This is a genomic window from Pseudomonas sp. 1 R 17, from assembly GCF_900067035.1.
GTDB lineage: Bacteria > Pseudomonadota > Gammaproteobacteria > Pseudomonadales > Pseudomonadaceae > Aquipseudomonas > Aquipseudomonas marginalis.
In genome coordinates this window covers 61,837-81,054 of record NZ_FKLB01000042.1, presented here as the reverse complement: position 1 = coordinate 81,054, position 19,218 = coordinate 61,837, and the positions used below count along the sequence as shown (strand labels likewise).

Sequence of the window (19,218 nt, the reverse complement as noted above, 5' to 3'; positions counted from 1 at the left end):
GATGCCCAGGGGGCGGTAAAGATTTAAAGGAAGAAATCCATACGGAAATAAACCGGCGCTTCACGTTCAGTGATCGGCCCCGGGCGTTCCAAAGAGTGTGCAAAGGTCACCGTGGCGGCGACGTTCTGGCCACGTGCGAACAGCTCCACGGAGTTGCTGCTCATGCGTCCGTGTTGTTCGGCGTTGTAGCGGCCATGGCTGATCACGCCTTGGTCATAACCAAGGCTGGTGCCGTATTCATTGAATACCGGCTGCAACCACGCGATGGTCACCGGGCGACTCCAGCGCAGGTCGTTGCGCCAGTAGCCGCCGCTGTCGCCGGCCAGGCTTTGATCCTTGTAACCGCGAATCGACGACTGCCCGCCCAGGCTCATGCGCTGTGGGCTGAACAGCACGTCTTCGCTGCGCTGGCCGGTCATCAGGCTGCTGAAACTGAACGACTCGCCCCACAGCTTGAACGGGTACAGGTAGCTAAGGGTCGCGGTGTATTTGCGATAGCGCGCATCGGCCTGGCCGGGGCGCGGGTTGTGATTGGCCTGGGCGTCGAACGCGCCAATGCCGTCCTGCATGCCCAGGTCGATGTTGAGGAATGAGCCGCCGATACGTCGTCCATGATTGATGCCGAACTGGGCTTCGCTGAGGCGGTTACTGCTCAACGCGAGCTTGCTGTCTTCGATGAAGTTGTTGGTGCGCAGGTAGGCCACGCCGGTGCTGAGTGAGGTTTTGCTCAGGGCGTCGCGATGGATTACCCGCTCCAGGCGCAGTTGATGGCTCTGACTGTCTCCGGACTGTTTGAAGTTGAAATTATTGGCTTGGGCCAGCGAGCGGTATTCGGTTTCGCTGTAGCTGTAATTGAGGTTCCACCAGCCAAAGGGCAGGCTGTAATTGAGCATCGAATTGCGTGAGGTTTTCTGGTGGTCGCTGACGGCATCATGACCACCGCGCAGCGACAATTGATCCGCCAGGCCCAGCGGATTGTCCCAATCCAGGCTGGCGCCCCATTGCTGTTCACCGGTGCTGCGCTGGCCGCCATTGTGACGAGACAGGCCGACGCGCCAGGGTTTCTGAAGGGTGTTCTTGACCAGCACATCGCTGCCGCCTACTTCTTTGCCAGGGGCCAATTCCATCTGCGCCTGGTTCGATGGCAGACGGTTCAATTGGTCGACCATCTGCTCGATCTCGCGCAGGTTAAGCAACTCGCCCGTCTTGCCCGGAAAGCTCATGGCCAATTGTCGATCGGTAATGCCACTGCCTTCAGCGCCCTTCAAGCTTTCCAGCTTGCCCTCGACGACTTGGATTTTGAGGACGCCGCTGGAGAGGTCTTGTTGTGGCAAATACGCGCGGCTGGTGACCAACCCTTTGGCCAGGTAGCGGTCAGTGATGACCTTGAGCAGTTCATTGAGTTGGGGCACGCCAAGGCATTGGCCAATGTAAGGCTTGATCAGACTGGCGCGCTCGCCTTCGGACAGGGCATCGGCGCCGGCAAGTTCGATGGTTTTGATCGTAAAGCAGCGCGTGTCGGCGGGCGCTGTCGGCTTGGTAGGCGTAGCAGCTTTGCCGGGCAGGTCCTTGAGTTCTTCGAGGCGGCGTTGTTGCTCTTTGAGCAGGCGATCCTGGCGGTCACGGATCAGGTCAGTAACGCCCGGCGTGTTCTGCGGGGTAGCGCCTTGAGCTGTCCCAGCAAAGCCAAGGCAAAAAAAAGCGGACAGCAGACTGAGCCTGGTCCGGTGTGCCGAACGCCACATTTCTAGATCCCTCTACATGGCTTTGTGCCATCAATTGGCGGGGATCTTATGGTGGCGTTTTAGTGGCGTCAATTAAATGTACAACTTTGTTTCAGTGGTGACACACGACAACCTGCAGTCTGAAAAATTAAGTTATTTAACATCAATCACTTAACAGAAATCGCGAATATCTAATCCAGGTCGGTACCTGGCAAAGCAAGTAGGAGGTAAGTTCGCGCCTTTGGCTTAGCCGACAGTTTTTTCATGACAGATAACCGCTCAATCGTGATGCTACTGTCTGATTGGCCTGTTCTTAGAGGAGTGCTGCCAGTGATGTATACCCCTTCAACCGGCGTGATCGTGACCTGTAGCGGCACCTGAACACCTCCACCCGTTAGGGTAGGAGCTTTACCCATCTCCAGCCCAGTCACACACGCTGCCCGTCGATTGACACCGATACGCTGATCACCAAAATTGGTCCCAATAGCGCCCGATCCTCTGGGGCTGGCCAGTCCAGCTTTATGTTTGGGCCTTCTTGGATTGGCGCCAACCGTGGTTACCCTTCCCTTCTTGGGCTGATACGACTGCTGCCACTTTCATGATACTTAGCTCTGATCGAAGGATCAGAGGCCACCTCATGCTGGTCACGCTGTGCGCTTTGATCACCCAGAAAAACTCACCTTGTCAAAGCGCAGCAAACCAATAATCCGCAGGAGAGGGAGACGGTCGCTGGCAGCTATCGCATCACCTCCAATGCCTGCCGCACCTGGTCAACGTCCACGTGGACGTACTTCAAGGTTGTCGCGATGCTTCGATGCCCTAAAAGATCCTTGACGATGTGAAGGTTGCTCCTAGGCTGCTTCATCAAGTCCGTCGCGATTGTGTGCCTGAAACGGTGCGGGCTCACATGCACACCGAGCTTGCGGCTCAGAGCAGTGTAGAACCTGGATAGCTGACTCATATTCATCGTTCTGCACAGGTGACGCTGAGAGAACTTGTTAACGTTGAAGAGTTGCTCATTTTGCTTGATGCCGCGCTTCTTGGCGTTCAAGAGCAGGATCCTCAAGTATTTGGCGAGCTTGCTGTGTATGGGCACATAGTGCTCATCAAAGTTCTTCGAGACTTCGGGATGGATGCAGAACTGCAGTTTCTCCATATCCACATCTTGAGGGCGTAGACACAACAGCTCGTTTGCCCGGATTCCCGTGTAGTAGAACGTCTCAAAAACTGTTCGCCAGAACCATGCGGGATGCAGTGGTGCCATCTCAAACGTCTTCATTTCAGAACGTGCCATACCAAAGAGGATGATCCTTGCATCGCGAATCAACCGTTGCTTAACCGTCTTGGGCGGACGATTTGGGCACCTTACCCCGCAACCCTCAAAGGGGTTGTCGAGTTGACTGGTCAGGTTGTTCTTGATGGCGTAGCCGAAGAGCGCCCGCAGATGCCGCAAGTAGGTATTCCAACTCACCTCTTTGATTTCTTTGCCCAAGACCGACTTTCGCCATTTGAGGACTGTAGCCCGGTTGATTTCGTCAATCAGGCAATCCCCCGCGAATCGAATCAGTGCATTCGTGGCCACTCGATATCCTTGCTCGGACGTCTCTCGCAGGTGCTTTTCGAAAAAATAGATCTCCGGCAATTCCGAGATTAAAAGCATGTGGTTTCTTCCTTGACCATTTGTGACCCCTTCAACGCCAGATACGGGTTGTCATAGGGTTTCTCAGTAAAAATCTGAAGCGGATCCTTGAGCAGGTAGCCTCTGATGTCTCTTGTTTTTCTTGGGCCTCGAACCTCACAGGTCCAAATATTCAACCCTGTCGAGCACTTCTGGTGCAGTCCCAGCTTTTCGAAGCAGCGTTGCACCCAGCGCCAGTCGGTGGTGCCCTGTTCTTTAGCCATCCTCGCAATATGAGGGTGTTCTTGTGCATAACGCTGGAAAATCCCAGGCGTCACGAGTAATGCAGATCCAGCAACGCTGTGCACTTTCGCTTTGGAGTCGTTGACGATGATCTTGTGCGTGACCACGCCTAGTCGAAGCCAGCTTACAAAGGCCTCGCCCAATTCCTTTCGAGTCGTCTCCAGGGATGAGTGGCACAACGGGCCTGGTAGGCAATCTGCAGAAAATGAACACGCGAGGTCCTCACCCACAGGCTCAGCCGGCTCTTTCTCATACCAAGGACGACCATCCTCTTCGACCGTCCGAACTAACGACGCCCCCTCCCAGAGATCGTCTGGATACTGCGTAGCCTCCATGTATGCGAGTGGTATAACTTTGTAACTTGCCTCGGAAGAGATTTCCGTAGGAATAGGCTCCGCTTCGAACGCCAGATTGGGTGTATTGCGTGGGAATCCGCACTCAGTTATGTCACTGATTTCCTCCGAAGGCTTCACGACGGGCGTCAAGGTGACAGTGCCGGCAAAAGACGGTGGCCGCTCTCCCCTCTCCCAGATCAAAGCGGGTGCAACTTTTAGAAATGTCAGGGTCTTTTGCCATTTTCCGCTGTGAACCATGGCGGTCCAAATGGCCTTGCCTTCTGCGTTCACTTGAATGATCGCGTTGTCTTGAAGAACGTTGAACAGCGTTGAATTCGACGTGGGAATGGATTCGGCACCTTGAGCAAGCAAATGCGCCCGCAGTTTGTCCGCGACGGTTTTGCTCACCAGCCACAAGGCATCATCGGTCAACCAACCGTCCGATGCTCGAGGTTGATTCAGCTTAAGTTGCTCCGTCACGAGGAACCGCAGGCCCTCAATCAATTGCCGCTGAAGTGAAAGCTTCGGAGCAGCAAGAGCACGAGAGGGGTTACCACCGAGCTCTTGTGCGACAGAAGCTTGATCAGCCTGGACAACGAGCTCACCGAATGTGCCCGCATGTTCATACTGCCCCGCCAGAACGTAGAGCAGAGCACTCCACGGCTCTGGAAATCCGCTTAGCCAATCCATGATGGGCTGCGTCAACACCTGCGTATAAAGCAAGCCGGCCGCTGCAGCGTGCAGCTTGTACTGACGGTCCTTCAGATACCTGAAACGATACTCACGGGAAATCGGACCTTGCCAGGGATGCCAGAGGGTTCCGTCTGCAAAATAAACCTCCACGTCGACGGCGATCTTACCAATGTCATGCAGCAAAGCAGCATAGGCAATAGCGGCAGTCCAGGCCTCCGTCTGAGTTGCTTGAGCCTCGGGAGTTGCCCCCACTGGCAATAGATAGGACTGCCGAATTTTGAGTGCGAAAGCAATGATCTCCAATCCATGATCAAGCATGCCTCCAGCATGAGCATGGTGGTGATTTTCTGAAGCTGGCAACTCCTGAACCAGCGCGGCGTATCGCTTAATTGGGCAGAGGTAGAGCTCATCAAACTGTGGACGAGAAAGCGAGGTGCGCTGCCAGATATGCTCTATCAGCTTACTTCGGCGTGCAGTGCCCAGGAGTTCAACAGGCGTCTTGGGCGCAAGGTAACCGGAAGACAATTCGGCGGTATGGGAGCGGTCGTCACGGACGGTCTTTTTCAGCTTCAATTGCCAGAACATTCAGCTATTCACCTGCATCAATCATCGTTGGAGAGCCTTTTCGCTTTTCAGCTCATGACAGCCCATTTGCAGGTAGGCCTCTTCCCCTTAGATTCCCTTCCAATGTTCCCTTTCCGTTTCGCCACTCATTTATGGCCTTTTGGCACGAGCGACACGAGAGGAAAACTGGTTTGAATGGGGGCGTGTTTATTTTTTATTCGTCAGCGTTTATACCCTCTTCCACTCCCAGCATTCCGATAGCTGAAAAACAGCAATCGCTGGTGATTGGAACAAGCAAAAACCTTGATTTTACGGGGTCAAGCCGGCGTTTCTACCTCATCATCGCGTATAAAAATACGCGTGTTTTTCTGACTCCCCTCTTAGGAAAAAGATGTGAGTTCGTCCTTTCACACAGTCAGCACTATTCGCCCAAAACGGTAGGCTTTATCCGAAGACACTTTGCGATATTTCCATAGCCCGGGACCGTGAGCATTTTGTTTGATGTTTCTATGCTCGAATTGCGAGCAAAGCGACCTAACGGCATACAGTCAACGCAGGCCGCACCCCACAAAACTTTTACTTCAACATCGCTCGCAGCCGAAAACTGACGGAGGTGTGAATTGAACAGTCCAACCCCAACCCACAAAGCGCAGGAGCCATTGCTGACCACTGCGTCGCCCTTCCATAACTTCCAGTATTTTCCCGAAAGTCGATACCTATTGCAGGTCCTCCCCGAAGCACCAGCGATCGACGCGTTGAATTCATCAAGTTGCTTGTTGGCCGCCGCGACGAGCTTCTGTGATCGCCTGATGGATGAAGACGCACATGCCAATGAAATCTATGGGCTGCGCTTTATCTTGGAGGCCTCAAGGGCACTCGTAATCTCAGCGACAAGGAGTGTTGAGTTCGGCAACCGCCAAGGCGGTACAAAATGATCTGCATGCCGAAAGCAGAGCGGCTGTGGGCCGCGTCACAAGGGCTGTGTGCCCTTACTGATGTCCTGATCACAAGCGTCACCCATGAAGAGACCTCAGCCCTATCCTGCGATATTCAAGGAAAGCATCTGCACGGATATCTACTTGCCATGCAGTATCTGGCCTTAGAGATTGAGTCAGCGACCTACGACGCTTGGGAGAACGCGGACAACCCGACTTACCTCAATGAGGAGGATCAGAAGCAAGCGCGTGAAGAAATGCACGGACTGTCTAACACCGTTTCAGTGCTTACCTGGATTCAAAAACCCGTAACGGTGAAAGGTCACCGAGGAGCAACGCTATGAGCGCTTCACTCAACAAACTCATATCGATCACCGACGAATCCTTGAGTGCCATGGAAGATGCTCATCAAGCACTGAAGTCAGCTGAGGCTGCATTCAAGACCCTGAAGGCTGTCGTCAGTGAACATTCAGATGCATTTCACTTAGCACGGATGGGGGAGCTGTTCTGTATGGATCAGGCAGGAGGACTGGATTGTTCTCACGAGACCTACACGGGTCAATTCGAAGCTCTGCTCTTAGAGACTCGGAATGAGGTGCACCCATGAGCAACGTCGAAACGCTCCCTGATCGTCTGGAATGCCAGTTGCTGACCATCATTGTGCTGTCCAAGGTTTTGACAAACAACGCAGGATATAAAGGCTGTGCTGATCCTCCTCAGATTGATAGTGAGGGCGAAAACGCGATTTACTCGGCCATAACGTTTATCAGTGAAATGGCGCACGGCAGTTTTTGTGATTTGATGAACGCCTCGGAGGTCACTCCATGAATGCACTTTCAATCAATGCGCTTCTTCCCAATATGCTGACGGAGTTCTCAGCACTCGTCGTGAATCCAAAGGCACGACCTACACAGGAGCAAATCGCGAGACTTGAAACACTGAAACAAGGAGCCGCCAACTCAGCGTTCACGGCAGAGCTAGGAGTCAGTGCTGTTGGCGCCGCAATTGGTGTGTGCGTTGGAGAGATCGAGGAAACGCACCTTCGCAATCTTGGTTGGCTGTTAGAGATGCTTGGAGAAATTTCGGGCAGCGCCCGCCACATAGAGCACGAAGCAACGCATTACCTGCGAATGGCTGAACCTAAATGATGACGAGCTAAAAATCGGAGCTCATCCCGCGACGGCAGCTGGCTGGCCGTCGCACTCTCAACGCGCCGATAAAAAGACATCCAAGATCTTTTCCAACGTTGAGCCGTCAATCAAGAAGATCGATTGTTCCTACATTCTCTATCGACATCGCCGTCTAGAAATAATGATCCATCATTCCCATCCTTCCCAAGTGCCTGCTGACGTTGTCAGCAACATGCTCAGGGCAGCTTTGATCTAGAAAGCTGCAACGTACATACCGTACGCCGATCACCACCCAACCGCTAAAGCATTCAATTTGTGGTCACACGTCAGCGTTATCGACGTGGAATGCCTACCACACCACCCAACGGGGAAATCACTTTCCCCAGGGGACGAGTGACTCCTCGTTTTCATTTTGAAACGGAGAAGCTCATGTCCCAATCGTTCACCAACGAAACGAAGTATTTCGATCTGCACACCCGCGGTATTGGCTACCTATGCCGGGCTCGTGAGGTTGCCGTCAGTAGGGCTGAGCCTTATCTGGCGGTCACTGTCGCTGCGCTTCATGGGGCAGCCCATGACGTTGAATACACCTACATCGATTGCCGAGTAACCGGTGCCGAGGCCTACATGTTGATCAGTCACTGTAAAGAGGAGATCAACTCCGGGTCTAAGGTCCTGGTGGGATTCACCATAGGCGATATCTGGATCTCGCCTTTCACGTACCAAAAGGGCGATAAAAAAGGTCAGCCAGGTGCAAGCCTTAAGGGCCGGCTGCTCTATATCTCCATGCTCAGAATCAACGGCGAAACTGTGTTCAGGGCTCCTCCCAAGGAACCCGCACAAAACGCCTCGTCCAACATCATCCCGGACAGTTCAGAACCCGCTAATAGCGATGGTTGATCGGCTAACAAATTAGGCGTCTCTTTAGGCGCCCTCACCCACCTTCGGGGGAACACGATTCCCCACAAGGATCGCGAGCCTCCAGAAATTGATCACGAGGTTTTCGATGAGTTCTTCCAACACCCCAGTCGGGCCCCAACTGTCGATCACATGTCGCAAGGAGGAGGACCTGTTGATCGAAACAGCACTGCAAGTCCTTGATCGCAGGCTATTTTCCCGAGGACCTAAGCTTGAAAAACCTCGAGAGGTCTGCGAGTACCTGAAGCTCCAACTGGCAGAGATGGAGCATGAGGTGTTCGCCGTAATCTACCTGGATACCGTGCATAGACTCATCAAATACGAGGTGCTCTTTCACGGTACCGTCAACGCGGCTATTGTTTATCCGCGACAGGTCGTTAAACGGGCTTTAGCCCACAATGCAGCAGCGATAATAATTGCTCACAACCACCCCTCTGGCTGTACTGATCCTAGCCTCGATGATCGTAGGCTGACCAAACGTTTGAAAGAGTCACTGGAGCTGGTGGATATACGAGTTCTCGATCATTTCATCGTAGGTGAAGGCCTTCCAGTTTCTTTCGCTGAATTAGGCTGGCTTTGATTTCACCCTAGGCGCCCTTTCCGGGCGCCCGCTTCTCTCACCTGGCAATTATTTGCAGACCTCACTCAGGAATTCTCCTTTCGTCTACGGGTGCAGCTTTTAGGCTGGCTCAACGTTCAGGATCAAGAATGAATGAGCTGGCTCTTTTCGCAGGTGCTGGTGGTGGAATACTCGGTGGCCAACTCCTGGGATGGCGCACCGTCTGCGCCGTTGAGTGTGATGCCTACGCCGCACAGGTTCTCGCGCAACGACAAAACGATAGAGCCTTGCCGGCTTTCCCGATTTGGTCTGACGTGCGCAGTTTTGACGGTAAACCGTGGAGAGGCATTGTTGATGTGGTATCTGGCGGCTTTCCGTGCCAGGACATCTCCATTCAAGGACGCGGTGCTGGCATCGAGGGCAAACGATCAGGGCTTTGGAAAGAGATGGCTAGAATCGTCGGCGACGTTCGACCTCACGTTGTCTGGCTGGAAAACTCCCCAATGCTCATCACGCGAGGTCTTGCCTTGGTCCTCGGTGATCTTGCCGAAATGGGGTATGACGCGCAGTGGTGTCGTGTATCAGCGGCTGAGTGCGGTGCGCCCCATAAACGCGACAGGATTTGGTTGTTGGCCTACGCCAACAGCGAGCATGGCCAAAGGTTCATCGCTGAAGTCTCTGACGCGCAAATGTGGACGGGATCGAACAAGAGACCGGCTGGATCATGCGGTAATGGCTTCAGACGGTGGCCATCTGAATCCGGAATGGGTCGAGTGGTTGATGGGCTGGCCCAGAGGGTGGACCGGATTAAAGCCCTTGGAAACGGACAGGTACCGCGAGTGGTGGCGAGAGCATTCAGTGTATTGATCACCCCATAAACGCAAATACGTCACCATACTTTTTCTGACAACAACTGACGGCAATGAACAAAGATCGAGCTGCGAGATGCCGACCTCGTACCATTGTTGACCTCAGCGTTAGGCTAACACCCAAGCTCCGAAAGCCCTGACCTGCGGGAGTGGGCATTCGGGTTAGAGACTCAACAGGGGCAAAGGCTTGTATCTATCGTTGTAATACCGCCCTCCAACGCGCGTAAACGCCGCCTCTCGCCTAACCTCTAACTGCCACTACGGCAAACAGAGGAGGATATTTATGAAATGGTTCATTCCAGCGGCTTTGCTGATGTCGATATTCGCCACGTCGGCTCAAGCAACGCAGAAAACGGCTGTCTCTACCACTCAACTCACTAAAAGCGCTGCGTGTACAGAAGCGCAGTTTGCGGCACAGCATGCAGGGGGCACAAACCTCCAAGAATGTAAGTGCCATGGCGGAGGCAGTGCTTGGGTATGTACTGTGGAATTCACCGTAACTCCGTAGCGTGATTGATAGGAGAAATTTGTTATCTGGAGATGTCCTTCGGTATTCGAGGTAGCTTGCGAAATGTATTTGCCGGAGGTTCCTTCTGAGCGCTGCTAGGGATGCAGTACGTAGTCGAGCATGCCTATCCAGATACGGGCTAACATCGCCTTTTCCGTGCTTTTTGCTTGATAAGTAACACCCATAGTGCAACAGTATTAGTAGAACGCCCTAACTGATACAGTCACCCCTCATGTTCATCCGCGCATACCTCCGAGCTTCCACCGAAGAACAAGACGCCGGCCGCGCCCGTGCCTCGCTCGAGCAATTCGCCAGCGACCACAACAAGGTCATTGCGAGCGTGTACCTGGAGAACGCCAGCGGCGCCACCGCCGACCGGCCTGAGCTGCTGCGCCTGCTTAAGGATGCCCGCAAGGGGGACTTGTTGCTGGTGGAGTCGATAGACCGCCTCTCCCGCCTACCGGTTGAGGACTGGCAAAAGCTCAAGGCCGCGATCGACTCCAAGGGCCTGCGCATCGTCGCGCTCGACCTGCCGACCAGTCACCAGGGAATGCAGGACACCAAGGGCGACGAGTTCACCGGGCGGATGCTGGGGGCGATCAACTCGATGCTGGTGGAAATGATGGCCGCGATCGCGCGCAAGGATTACGAGCAGCGCCGCGAGCGCCAGGCTCAAGGCATCGAAAAGGCCAAGGCTGAGGGCAAGTATCAAGGCCGGCCAATCGACACCGATCTGCATAAGCGGGTGAAGGAACTACTCAAAGCAGGTCTTGGAATTCGCGCTACAGCCCGGCACGCAGACTGCTCGACCACCACCGTGCTGCGAATTCGAGATCAACATTCCAACTAATCATGCAGGAGAGAAAGTGATGAAGGACTATCGTAGCCTTTTGAAACAGGGCAGTAAGATCGGTGGGGCAGCAGCAGGAGGCGCCATAGGCTCACTGACGGGCCCCGCAGGAACAGTTCTCGGCGCGGCGCTGGGCGCGGCTGCAAGTGAGGCCTGCGTAACAGTGTTGAGCGACCTCGCAAACCGGTTTCTGTCACCGAAGGAGGAGCAACGAGTAGCAGGCGTAGCCGCCATGGCTATCGAGGGTATCCGTGAAAAACTTCTTTTTGAGCCCCTAAGAAATGATGACTTCTTTGAGGCTGATGATAGCTCCCCCTCAGCAGCAGAAGAGCTTTTTGAAGGGGTACTATTGAATGCGAAGCAGGAGTACGAACAACTCAAGCTTCATTATTTGGCAAATTTCTATACCAACCTAGCGTTTGAAACCTCCGTCAAACGATCCGAAGCAAACTACTTGCTAGGAGTCGCGAAAACGTTGACCTACACCCAGCTCTGCATGCTGGGACTTCGATCGAAGCTGCAATGCCACGAGTATAAGGTCCGTACGCACAACTGGAATTACGGAGACGTGGTATCGGAAGAAACTCAAAATCTGGCCGAACAGGCTGAATACCTTAAACAAAGGCAGTTGTTCCAGAAGCTTTCTCCATTCCAGGCCGACATAACTTTCAACGAAGCCACAACCCTGCCAAGCGCTACGAACCTTTCTACTACCGGGCAACGCCTTTCAAATTTGATGGAATTGCATCTGATCGAGAGGGACGATTTGGAAGCCCTAGCAAAAAACTGGTAATTCCTTCCCGGCGCCAGATGCACCCACATAGCACCCATGACCTGAAGTTGTTTTGAGCTTGATCGGCTGAAAGTATCAATTTATGTGATGTCCCAGTCTGCCGTCTCACAGGGCGAGGGCGGACCAGTGGACATCGATCTGCACAAGCGCGCACGAGAATTGCTGGCGCCCGGTCTCGGCATCCGCGCCACTGCACGGCACTCCAACTGCTCAACCACCAAGGTGCTCCGGATTAAAGACAGTCTCGCCCACTAACACCCATGCGCGTATGATCGCACTCTGCCACCAACCAACCAGGGATCGATAATGGCTAAGCACGAAATAAACCTCACTTTGCACACCAAGGTAGTGCAGCGAAAGGACGTAGAAATTGAGGTGCGGAAAGACGATGCGAAGCTTGGCGAATTACTGATCAGCCAGGGAACCATTGACTGGAAACCGCGCGGTGCTCAGCACAAGCTGAAACTCAGTTGGACGCAGTTCGCTGAACTGATGGCCCAGCACGGGCGACGAGTCAACGACTAACGCCTGCTACAAGTTACAGAACAAAAAAAGCCCCGCCTGAGCATCGCCCGGCGGGGCTTTTTGTTGGCCTGCTGCTGCCACCCTGCTGTCACGGAAAAAGTGAACCGTCAGTGGATAGGCGGGAGAGGCCCTAATTATATGGTGTCCCAGGGCCGGTTCGAACGGCCAACCTTCCCCTTAGGAGGGCCGGCCACTCAGCACCATATCATGTCACTTCAACATCAGCAGAACGTTTTCTAAATAGCTAAAAAACCGAATCTTACCTACACAATTACAGGAAACGTCTGACTAGATCATCACAACGTTTAAGTCGACTATTTGGTCTGGATCGCTGTCGTCGACAGCACCTACCCAGGTGACCTTGATCTAGAAGGTCACGACGCCATAAGCGCGTTGATCAGATGCAGTTCGCAAAGCATTCGGGAGCGCGAACAGTCGTCGACTTTTCGCCGACCGGATGCACCAACCCTCACTGTGGCGGGAACCTACCGTCAGGTGGGGGCTCTGCGTCACTTGCCAATCGCAGGAGACAAGATGAAACTATCGCTTGCTTTATATGACGCGCTAATATCTATCAGCGTGCCGAATAGCAAAGCTAAAACTGTTGTAGATGCTTGGGAGGACGACGTGAAAAATTTCGCTTCAAAATCTGATTTAGAGCGTACCGAGTCCCATCTCGAGAGTTCAATCACTGCACTACGTACCGATCTTACTGCTCTGATTAAGGAGCAAGGCGCGGATTTGCGGACCCTGGTTGAGCGTCAAGCCAGTCAATTCCAAAGTTCGGTATCAAAACTCGAATCGAATATTACTGTGCTTCGTTGGCAGTTCTGGCTTCTGGTTTTGTGCTTTGGCTTTCCAATCTTGAAGAACCTTTACGAGGTTTACGGAAAAGTCATCACATCTTGATGAACCGCGTCACCCTCAGCCGGCAGTAACCAACCTGCAGCCTATTCGCTCTAAGACGTCGGTTTTGTCCGCGTCCTGATTCACACCTATTCAGCCCATACGGGGAACACTCCCCGTATGGGCGAGGTGTCTCTCCGTTTTGGGTTTTTTCGGAGAGACACATGAAACTCGAAAATCTTACCTCGCTCCAATCTCAACTGCTCAAACTGCCAGTCGTCTTCTCAGAAGACGCCTGGCACGAAGCGGTTTACCTAGAGCAGCCATCGGACCTTGGCGATCTGGGAAACCGTTTGGGAGAGACCCTAGAAGCCGCGTATGCATGCCTCATCTGCAGATCTAACGAAGTAGACGCGGTTGAACCTTTCTACGATTTCGGGTTGTACCGTTTTCTTCCCTGCAGTGATCGAGTCGATCGGCATTGGTTGGAGCTGCGATTGATCATTGAGCATGAGCAGGACAAACCAACAGTGCTACGCATCATGCTTAGGCGTGAAAGCATTTCAAGCGGTCTGAGGCGCACTGACGTCTTTTTCGAGCCAGGCGCACTGATGATGACCGCGGGTGTACACACACTGATTGAAAAGGGACTGCTGAACTTTCACCCTTACCTCAATCGCCACCTCAGTGGTGATTGGGGTGACATATGCGATGAAGACAAGCTGAGCAATGAGCAAGCACTTCAATACGGCGAACGATTGTGCTCAGCCTATGAGATTGATGCAGGGGATCAAAAAAAACTCTGGATCATCACTGAAAGGGACAGGAGCGTCACCACGATGCTTTTGCCCTCCGAGTACTGACTCTCACCTAACCATGCACCAAGCGTGGCTCATGAGCCGTCTAAACGCCCCTCCAGGCGCTTAGACGGCTCGTCTTCGTTTCCCTGCCTTGTGCACCCGGTGAAACTCAAGTGCTGCTGAGAAACCCCCACTGTTGCAGACCACGCCCGCCTTTAAATTAGCTCAGGCATGACACAACATTTCGAATGAACAAACTGATTCGCCAGGAAGCTTTCAGTGCCCACCCTACTCGCCAAATCTCGCATATTTGCTTACTACCGCCAGGAAGGACGCTGCTTCTATTGTGACTATCCGATGTGGGTCAGTTCAGCATTACGGTATGCAAAGCTGTATGGGTGTTCAATCGCACAAGCTCGGCACCTGAAATGCACTGCGGAGCATCTGGTGGCCAAACAAGATGGTGGCAAAGATTACCGCTCGAACATCGCAGCAGCTTGCGACCTGTGCAATCAACGCAGACATCGACGGAATGATGACTTATCTCCTCAAGCATATCGGGAGATAGTGCAACGGAAGCTGAAAAAAGGGCACTGGCATTCATTCAAAATAAGTAGAGTTCAGGTCGAAAAATCACGTCAAACTCTAGGTGGATTGCGCGGCTTCGCCCATCCATGAGCGTTTGCGTGAAGCAGTCATCTGCATAGCGCTTTAGCAGCACGCTCAATTGCCGTGACAAACGGATAACGGTCAAGAGCTGCCGTTGGGCGTCTACGAAGCCAACGGTGACTAACTCTTCTGCACCCTGGTGATGGAGGAGCGAAAATGTTTGCGTTTTCATATCGTGGTCAACGCGCCAGAATGCGTTCAACGCCTACCATCAGATCAGTGAGTGCTGACATTTGTGGGTCTGAGCCAAAATCCAGCAAGGAACGCACATGAATTTCTTCAAGAAGCTTCTCATCTCATTGAAAAGCCCTTCAACCCAAGATGCCCAAACCACACCGCAACCCCTTGAATGCCGAGAGCCGGTCACGCCCAACCACTCGGCTGAGGCTGATGCGGCAAATCAGGCAGCCCGAGAAGCAAGCGCAGCGTGCCTGGATCGTCATTGGGGCTCTGTTGGCACAGTCGAGCGAGATGTCCTTTCCTACATCATTAGTCCGAGCTTTTCGGGTGGCCCTTACTGGCCCTCAACCCGCCAGGCCTACCGGGTGGTTCGTCGTGGCGACACAGTAATCATTGCCACAGAAGGCCTGTCAGACCCCTTCGATGATGCTGAAGGGATGGGCAATGGTTTCGAGATGGAGTTGTTCATAGAAACAGCAGATATACCCGAGCACGCCCGTGGCTCCCTGGGTGAGGTCGATCCTCTCAAACGCAGTTGGGCATTCGAGCTGGTGGAGCACGTTGCCAAAACGGTAGCAGACGCTGGAGGGATCACCCACCAACTCGAACAGCACGGTGCGCTATCTCTTGAGATTCCCGGATTCAGCCGGTCGCACCATATGAGTGATCAGCTACCCAAACTCTTCGTGACCGACGACGATTCTACCGGCGTCTTGCTGGGAGCCCCTGAACCGGATTTCGCTATCCATTTGGATGATATGCCTTTATCCCCGGTCAGATTGGTTCCAGTGGTACTGATCACAGCGTCGGAGCTTGAATACGTTCGTTCTGGTGGGCGAGCAGCACGCGAGGATCTGGTAAGCCGTTTGAAGACTGCTGGGATCGGGCATATGAGCAGCCTCCATCGTGCTAGCGTTGTTTGAGACCGCGCGGCTCTAGGAAACTGGCAGCAGCGAATGACCGTTTTGTAATTCTGATGTGAGCTTTGCTTCGAAAGCTAGCATTTCAAATGCAGCTTGTTTTGGCGGAATTTCACTCTAAAAGACTGCGGACTTTCAACGAACCACCCGCCTCAAAAGGTCATAGGGAATGAGATCGGTAGAGAACAATCCTCCACAGTTCACTCGGATTCCGCTGGCAGCCATCGGCGTCGGGCTGGGCCTTCCGTTGCAGTCTACACAACCGGAAAAGGCCCCTTCTTCCTGGAGAACTTTGCATGCTCTTGGTTACCGCAAGCGGCAGTGCTTTGCATAGCGCTCCTGTGCAAAGCGTCAGGAGAGTCACTGAGGGGAATGGCTACTGCCATGGGGCTTTACTTGTTTCTTTTCGACCTCTGGGTCACAGACTCCATGGGTTGGCTTTTCTATTTATTCAGCTTTCCCGGCATCCTCATCGGGGCATTGCTTGGCGTTTTTTTCAGCCCCTCGCGGAAGGTACTCAAGGCGCTGGTCGCGTTTGCTTGGGTGATTCTCGGTGTAGTGGGAAATTTGGCGGTTCTCGCTATTGCGCTCACATAAGCCTCTCGCAGTCACGGACAATATGATAGGTACTAACAGGCGGCTTGCTGTCATGAGCATCTAATAGAAAACAAAATTCTAGAAGTGAGTCAGTATTTTATGGACGAAGGTTGGCAAAACGACGATTACCTCATCGTTTTTACACAGGATGAAAGCTTCGCTGCGATGAAAGCCTACCGATTTGACCATTACCTGCCGGGTTACACGCTACTGGGCCTAAGGAGCTGGGGCGCCTTTATCGTCATCAACGCTTGCGGAGTAATGTTTACGGTCCCAACGTTGCCGCTCGATTCCTCCTATGTTGCGCCGTTTGGGCTGCCCGATCAGATTTCACTAGAGCCTGACGAGCAGTTCGCAGGGAAGATCAAGTGGCATGTGAAGCCGGTAGTCTGTGGAGGCGATCCAACAGACAAAACGAATGTGTCGTGGATCACTCATGAGCAGCATGCTGAACTTGTCGTCTGGTGGAACGAACAGTACAAGCGAGCCGGAGCGCAGCATTTGATCGACTAATCTTTCAGCCAAAGTCATGTGAGGGGCTGTAGGATTTCGAAATAAGTGCGAGAAAATCGAAATTAATGCGACTACACCGACCGTGAGCAGTAAGGGCCCACCTTCCATCTGACACCTATATTTTCTCGTAAAGCCTCGCCGCCCGTAGTGCCTCGTTAGGGGAGAGCTCGCCAACCCTTCGGAAGCGACTATCCTTATCAGCCGACGTCTCTTTTCGCAGAGGCATGGCGATGGTGCCCTGTAGGGGCGAACTCAAGGAGGGCGGCGAGATGCCAGCCACCGTTCAGCAATTGCTCTATTCAGCAGAAGCAATGTGGGCAGCTTGGAGCCACCCTTACTGGAATCTGATTACCGAAGCCCAGGATATACCACACGACGACAAGGATGAGGTTTACGCCAAGATCGTGAGAGATGTTTACTGCCGCGAGCTGGAGGGGAAGAAGCCATCACTCAATCAAATCATGGGGGACGGCTACGCATGGTCAGCCTCGGGCATGAGTTATCTCCTGCGTAAGGGCGGGCTTACGGAGGAAGAGTTCCCTTTCCAACAGTCACATCATCACTTCATCCGACGTGCAATCGCGGCCCGTAAGGAGAATCATGATTGGGCCTTCTGGGGGTATCGTCACGGAGAGAGTGGCGGCCAACCGCAGGTTGGCGATCTGGTAGCCTATATACGCAACGACGCCATCACTTGGAAGCAGGCAAAGTTGTTCTTTGACGTTGATGATGGCTACAACAGCCATACAGATATCGTCGTCGAGGTGCGACCAGGCGAGATAGATGTGATCGGTGCCAACGTTGCAAACTCAGTGACTAAAAAAACGTTGGCCCTCGATACGGCCGGCCACATCACTAACACAACTACCAAGACCTTTCACTGGTTCGCCACCCTTCGATATATGGGCGGACAAGCGGTGTGAGCATCAGTTAATGAATAGCAGCTCATACCCTGGCGGACAGCAGAGCCTCCACAATTACGTAGTCAGAAAGCTTTGCCAATCGCTGATTTTCATGAGGGCGAATACGTTATCCATCAGCAAAGTTAAAAACACCGTTGCCTCGGAGGCGGTTAGATAGCCAGCACAGATTAACCAGTCCCAGCGTCCGTGCTGAGCTTGGAACGGGCCTCATCCAGCAGACTGAAACTATGCGTCTAGATCAGACGATAGTTTTTTGAGGAAATCTTGGATCTCGTCTTCGTCGATTATAACGTTCAGCTTCTCGCAGAGTTGATCATTGGCTCCGAAGTCATACGCGGGGAAGCCATGACGGACATGGATTGTCACTGTTTTGTCGGGATCGTTACCTTTGGCAGCTTCCGCCGCGATTTCCTTGGTAAACAGTTCGAGGCCTTCCTGGTCAGATTTCGCGGTCGTTTCACCCTGGGATAATGCGGCAAACAGCGACCACACGTACGCGTTGTAGTTTTTGTAGTGGTCGTTGATGAAGATAGCATCTGGGCTATCGCCAGTAAGTGACGGAATCAAATGGCCGATCCACTGGGAGTACGCTTTAGTCGGGGCACCATGCACGTGGGCATAGCTATCACCGAATGCATGAATCAGAAATCCCAGCTGCCAATCGGGCACATCAGAGTTGGGTTGCACCGCGGATATGATCTTCTGCTTCAGTCTATCGCGACGGACTTCAACTTTTTTGGCATCCCCGCCGTGCAGCGAATGCAGTCCGTCGACCACCCGATGCCGAAATGACCAGAAGCCCGGAATTAGGCCATATGCTGCGACAGGAACCGCATTCAACGACCACAGCTCCTTGTCCGGTGTTTGGGTGTAGCAGGAAATGTGTTCCAGCTTGGAGGTGCTGCGGTACCCAGCAAGGTATGCCACGTAGCCCGCAGTGTAGAAATGGCCGTCCTTACCGTAGTACGGGACAAGCACGCCCAAGTTACCCGCCGTCAACTTGCTAACGTCAGGCTGGTTGCCGGGGTCGGCTGATGCCACATTTAGCCTATGAATCTCTGGCGATGCCGAAGAGCAACCGCATTGCAGCACGAAAGCGACTAGCAAAGGGAGATATATTCCCATCGGACGAAGTGAACTCAAGGTAGCGCTTCCTTACGGTGGATGAGGGAAAGCAGGCAAAACAAACATTAGTACAAATCGGCGCCAGAGGGCGCTTTCCTATTGCTCGGACAGCGGTGGCTTTGCGTGTCCACAAAGGGGCTGGTCCGGAAGCAGAGTGACCTGCTGCAACAGCACAGCTCGCATCGCTAACAAGCAGAACTATTACCTGCCTCTTTCTGCGTCGACTCGCGGACTGCGAAAAATATGAGGGAGCTGGCGAGCTTGCACGGATGTCAGTTGACCCAATCATCAACACGAATAATGGAGGCAAGCAGCCATAGA

At 53.3% G+C, this 19,218-nt stretch carries 22 protein-coding genes and 1 pseudogene; 19 read left to right on the top strand and 4 right to left on the bottom strand.

Annotated elements, in window-relative coordinates:
- Nucleotides 1-23: 23 nt before the first annotated feature.
- The 3 genes from BFP99_RS15185 to mobH all read right to left on the bottom strand — a co-directional run bounded on the left by BFP99_RS15185 (nt 24) and on the right by mobH (nt 5,258).
- Nucleotides 24-1,745, bottom strand: a complete 1,722-nt coding sequence (locus BFP99_RS15185) for a ShlB/FhaC/HecB family hemolysin secretion/activation protein (protein ID WP_083221194.1) — start codon at nt 1,743-1,745, stop codon at nt 24-26.
- Between the two features lie 715 nt (nt 1,746-2,460).
- Entirely contained in the window at nt 2,461-3,384 is a 924-nt protein-coding gene (locus tag BFP99_RS15180; RefSeq protein ID WP_065947607.1) for a tyrosine-type recombinase/integrase, read from the bottom strand.
- The gene (gene mobH, locus BFP99_RS15175; protein ID WP_083221193.1) at nt 3,375-5,258 is read right to left on the bottom strand and encodes a MobH family relaxase; all 1,884 of its coding nucleotides are present in this window, start codon (nt 5,256-5,258) and stop codon (nt 3,375-3,377) included. Before mobH ends, BFP99_RS15180 begins: the two co-directional genes overlap by 10 nt.
- A 599-nt stretch (nt 5,259-5,857) precedes the next feature.
- Between mobH and BFP99_RS15170 the strand changes: the two genes are divergently transcribed.
- The 19 genes and pseudogenes from BFP99_RS15170 to BFP99_RS15085 all read left to right on the top strand — a co-directional run bounded on the left by BFP99_RS15170 (nt 5,858) and on the right by BFP99_RS15085 (nt 17,772).
- The gene (locus BFP99_RS15170; RefSeq protein ID WP_141690780.1) at nt 5,858-6,172 is read left to right on the top strand and encodes a hypothetical protein; all 315 of its coding nucleotides are present in this window, start codon (nt 5,858-5,860) and stop codon (nt 6,170-6,172) included.
- Nucleotides 6,169-6,516 (top strand): hypothetical protein, encoded by a 348-nt coding sequence (locus tag BFP99_RS15165; protein ID WP_065947605.1) that lies wholly within the window; start codon nt 6,169-6,171, stop codon nt 6,514-6,516. Before BFP99_RS15170 ends, BFP99_RS15165 begins: the two co-directional genes overlap by 4 nt.
- Entirely contained in the window at nt 6,513-6,779 is a 267-nt protein-coding gene (locus BFP99_RS15160) for a hypothetical protein (protein WP_065947604.1), read from the top strand. Before BFP99_RS15165 ends, BFP99_RS15160 begins: the two co-directional genes overlap by 4 nt.
- Entirely contained in the window at nt 6,776-7,000 is a 225-nt protein-coding gene (locus BFP99_RS15155; RefSeq protein WP_065947603.1) for a hypothetical protein, read from the top strand. Before BFP99_RS15160 ends, BFP99_RS15155 begins: the two co-directional genes overlap by 4 nt.
- Entirely contained in the window at nt 6,997-7,320 is a 324-nt protein-coding gene (locus tag BFP99_RS15150) for a hypothetical protein (protein ID WP_065947602.1), read from the top strand. Before BFP99_RS15155 ends, BFP99_RS15150 begins: the two co-directional genes overlap by 4 nt.
- A 411-nt stretch (nt 7,321-7,731) precedes the next feature.
- Nucleotides 7,732-8,202 (top strand): DUF3577 domain-containing protein, encoded by a 471-nt coding sequence (locus BFP99_RS15145; RefSeq protein ID WP_065947601.1) that lies wholly within the window; start codon nt 7,732-7,734, stop codon nt 8,200-8,202.
- A 106-nt stretch (nt 8,203-8,308) separates the two neighbouring features.
- On the top strand, nt 8,309-8,800 hold the full coding sequence (radC, locus tag BFP99_RS15140; protein WP_065947600.1) for a RadC family protein: 492 nt from the start codon (nt 8,309-8,311) through the stop codon (nt 8,798-8,800).
- 128 nt (nt 8,801-8,928) lie between these two features.
- Nucleotides 8,929-9,657, top strand: coding sequence for a DNA cytosine methyltransferase (locus tag BFP99_RS15135; protein WP_065947599.1), 729 nt, complete (start codon nt 8,929-8,931; stop codon nt 9,655-9,657).
- A gap of 731 nt (nt 9,658-10,388) precedes the next feature.
- Nucleotides 10,389-11,006 carry a recombinase family protein gene (locus tag BFP99_RS15130; protein ID WP_065947598.1) on the top strand — a complete coding sequence of 206 codons (618 nt, stop codon included), beginning with the start codon at nt 10,389-10,391 and terminating at the stop codon, nt 11,004-11,006.
- Nucleotides 11,007-11,025: 19 nt separating this feature from the next.
- Nucleotides 11,026-11,799 (top strand): hypothetical protein, encoded by a 774-nt coding sequence (locus BFP99_RS15125; RefSeq protein ID WP_065947597.1) that lies wholly within the window; start codon nt 11,026-11,028, stop codon nt 11,797-11,799.
- A gap of 117 nt (nt 11,800-11,916) precedes the next feature.
- Nucleotides 11,917-12,054: pseudogene (locus BFP99_RS33640) on the top strand (serine recombinase); the annotation flags it as partial.
- Nucleotides 12,055-12,105: 51 nt separating this feature from the next.
- Complete coding sequence (locus BFP99_RS15120) at nt 12,106-12,324, top strand: hypothetical protein (protein WP_017529429.1); 219 nt, start codon at nt 12,106-12,108, stop codon at nt 12,322-12,324.
- A 534-nt stretch (nt 12,325-12,858) separates the two neighbouring features.
- Nucleotides 12,859-13,233, top strand: a complete 375-nt coding sequence (locus BFP99_RS15115; protein WP_065947596.1) for a DUF1640 domain-containing protein — start codon at nt 12,859-12,861, stop codon at nt 13,231-13,233.
- 161 nt (nt 13,234-13,394) lie between these two features.
- On the top strand, nt 13,395-14,033 hold the full coding sequence (locus tag BFP99_RS33635) for a hypothetical protein (protein ID WP_256098144.1): 639 nt from the start codon (nt 13,395-13,397) through the stop codon (nt 14,031-14,033).
- 294 nt (nt 14,034-14,327) lie between these two features.
- On the top strand, nt 14,328-14,648 hold the full coding sequence (locus BFP99_RS32075; protein ID WP_256098148.1) for an HNH endonuclease: 321 nt from the start codon (nt 14,328-14,330) through the stop codon (nt 14,646-14,648).
- A 260-nt stretch (nt 14,649-14,908) separates the two neighbouring features.
- Complete coding sequence (locus BFP99_RS15100; RefSeq protein ID WP_065947594.1) at nt 14,909-15,742, top strand: suppressor of fused domain protein; 834 nt, start codon at nt 14,909-14,911, stop codon at nt 15,740-15,742.
- A gap of 369 nt (nt 15,743-16,111) precedes the next feature.
- A complete protein-coding gene (locus BFP99_RS33630; protein WP_065947593.1) occupies nt 16,112-16,336 on the top strand; it encodes a hypothetical protein in 225 nt (74 codons plus the stop codon).
- Between the two features lie 99 nt (nt 16,337-16,435).
- Nucleotides 16,436-16,849 (top strand): hypothetical protein, encoded by a 414-nt coding sequence (locus BFP99_RS15090; protein WP_065947592.1) that lies wholly within the window; start codon nt 16,436-16,438, stop codon nt 16,847-16,849.
- 269 nt (nt 16,850-17,118) lie between these two features.
- Nucleotides 17,119-17,772 (top strand): DUF2272 domain-containing protein, encoded by a 654-nt coding sequence (locus BFP99_RS15085; protein ID WP_065947591.1) that lies wholly within the window; start codon nt 17,119-17,121, stop codon nt 17,770-17,772.
- Between the two features lie 225 nt (nt 17,773-17,997).
- On the opposite strand, the gene BFP99_RS15080 is transcribed toward BFP99_RS15085, so the two are convergent.
- Entirely contained in the window at nt 17,998-18,915 is a 918-nt protein-coding gene (locus BFP99_RS15080) for a hypothetical protein (protein WP_141690779.1), read from the bottom strand.
- Between the last annotated feature and the right edge of the window lie 303 nt (nt 18,916-19,218).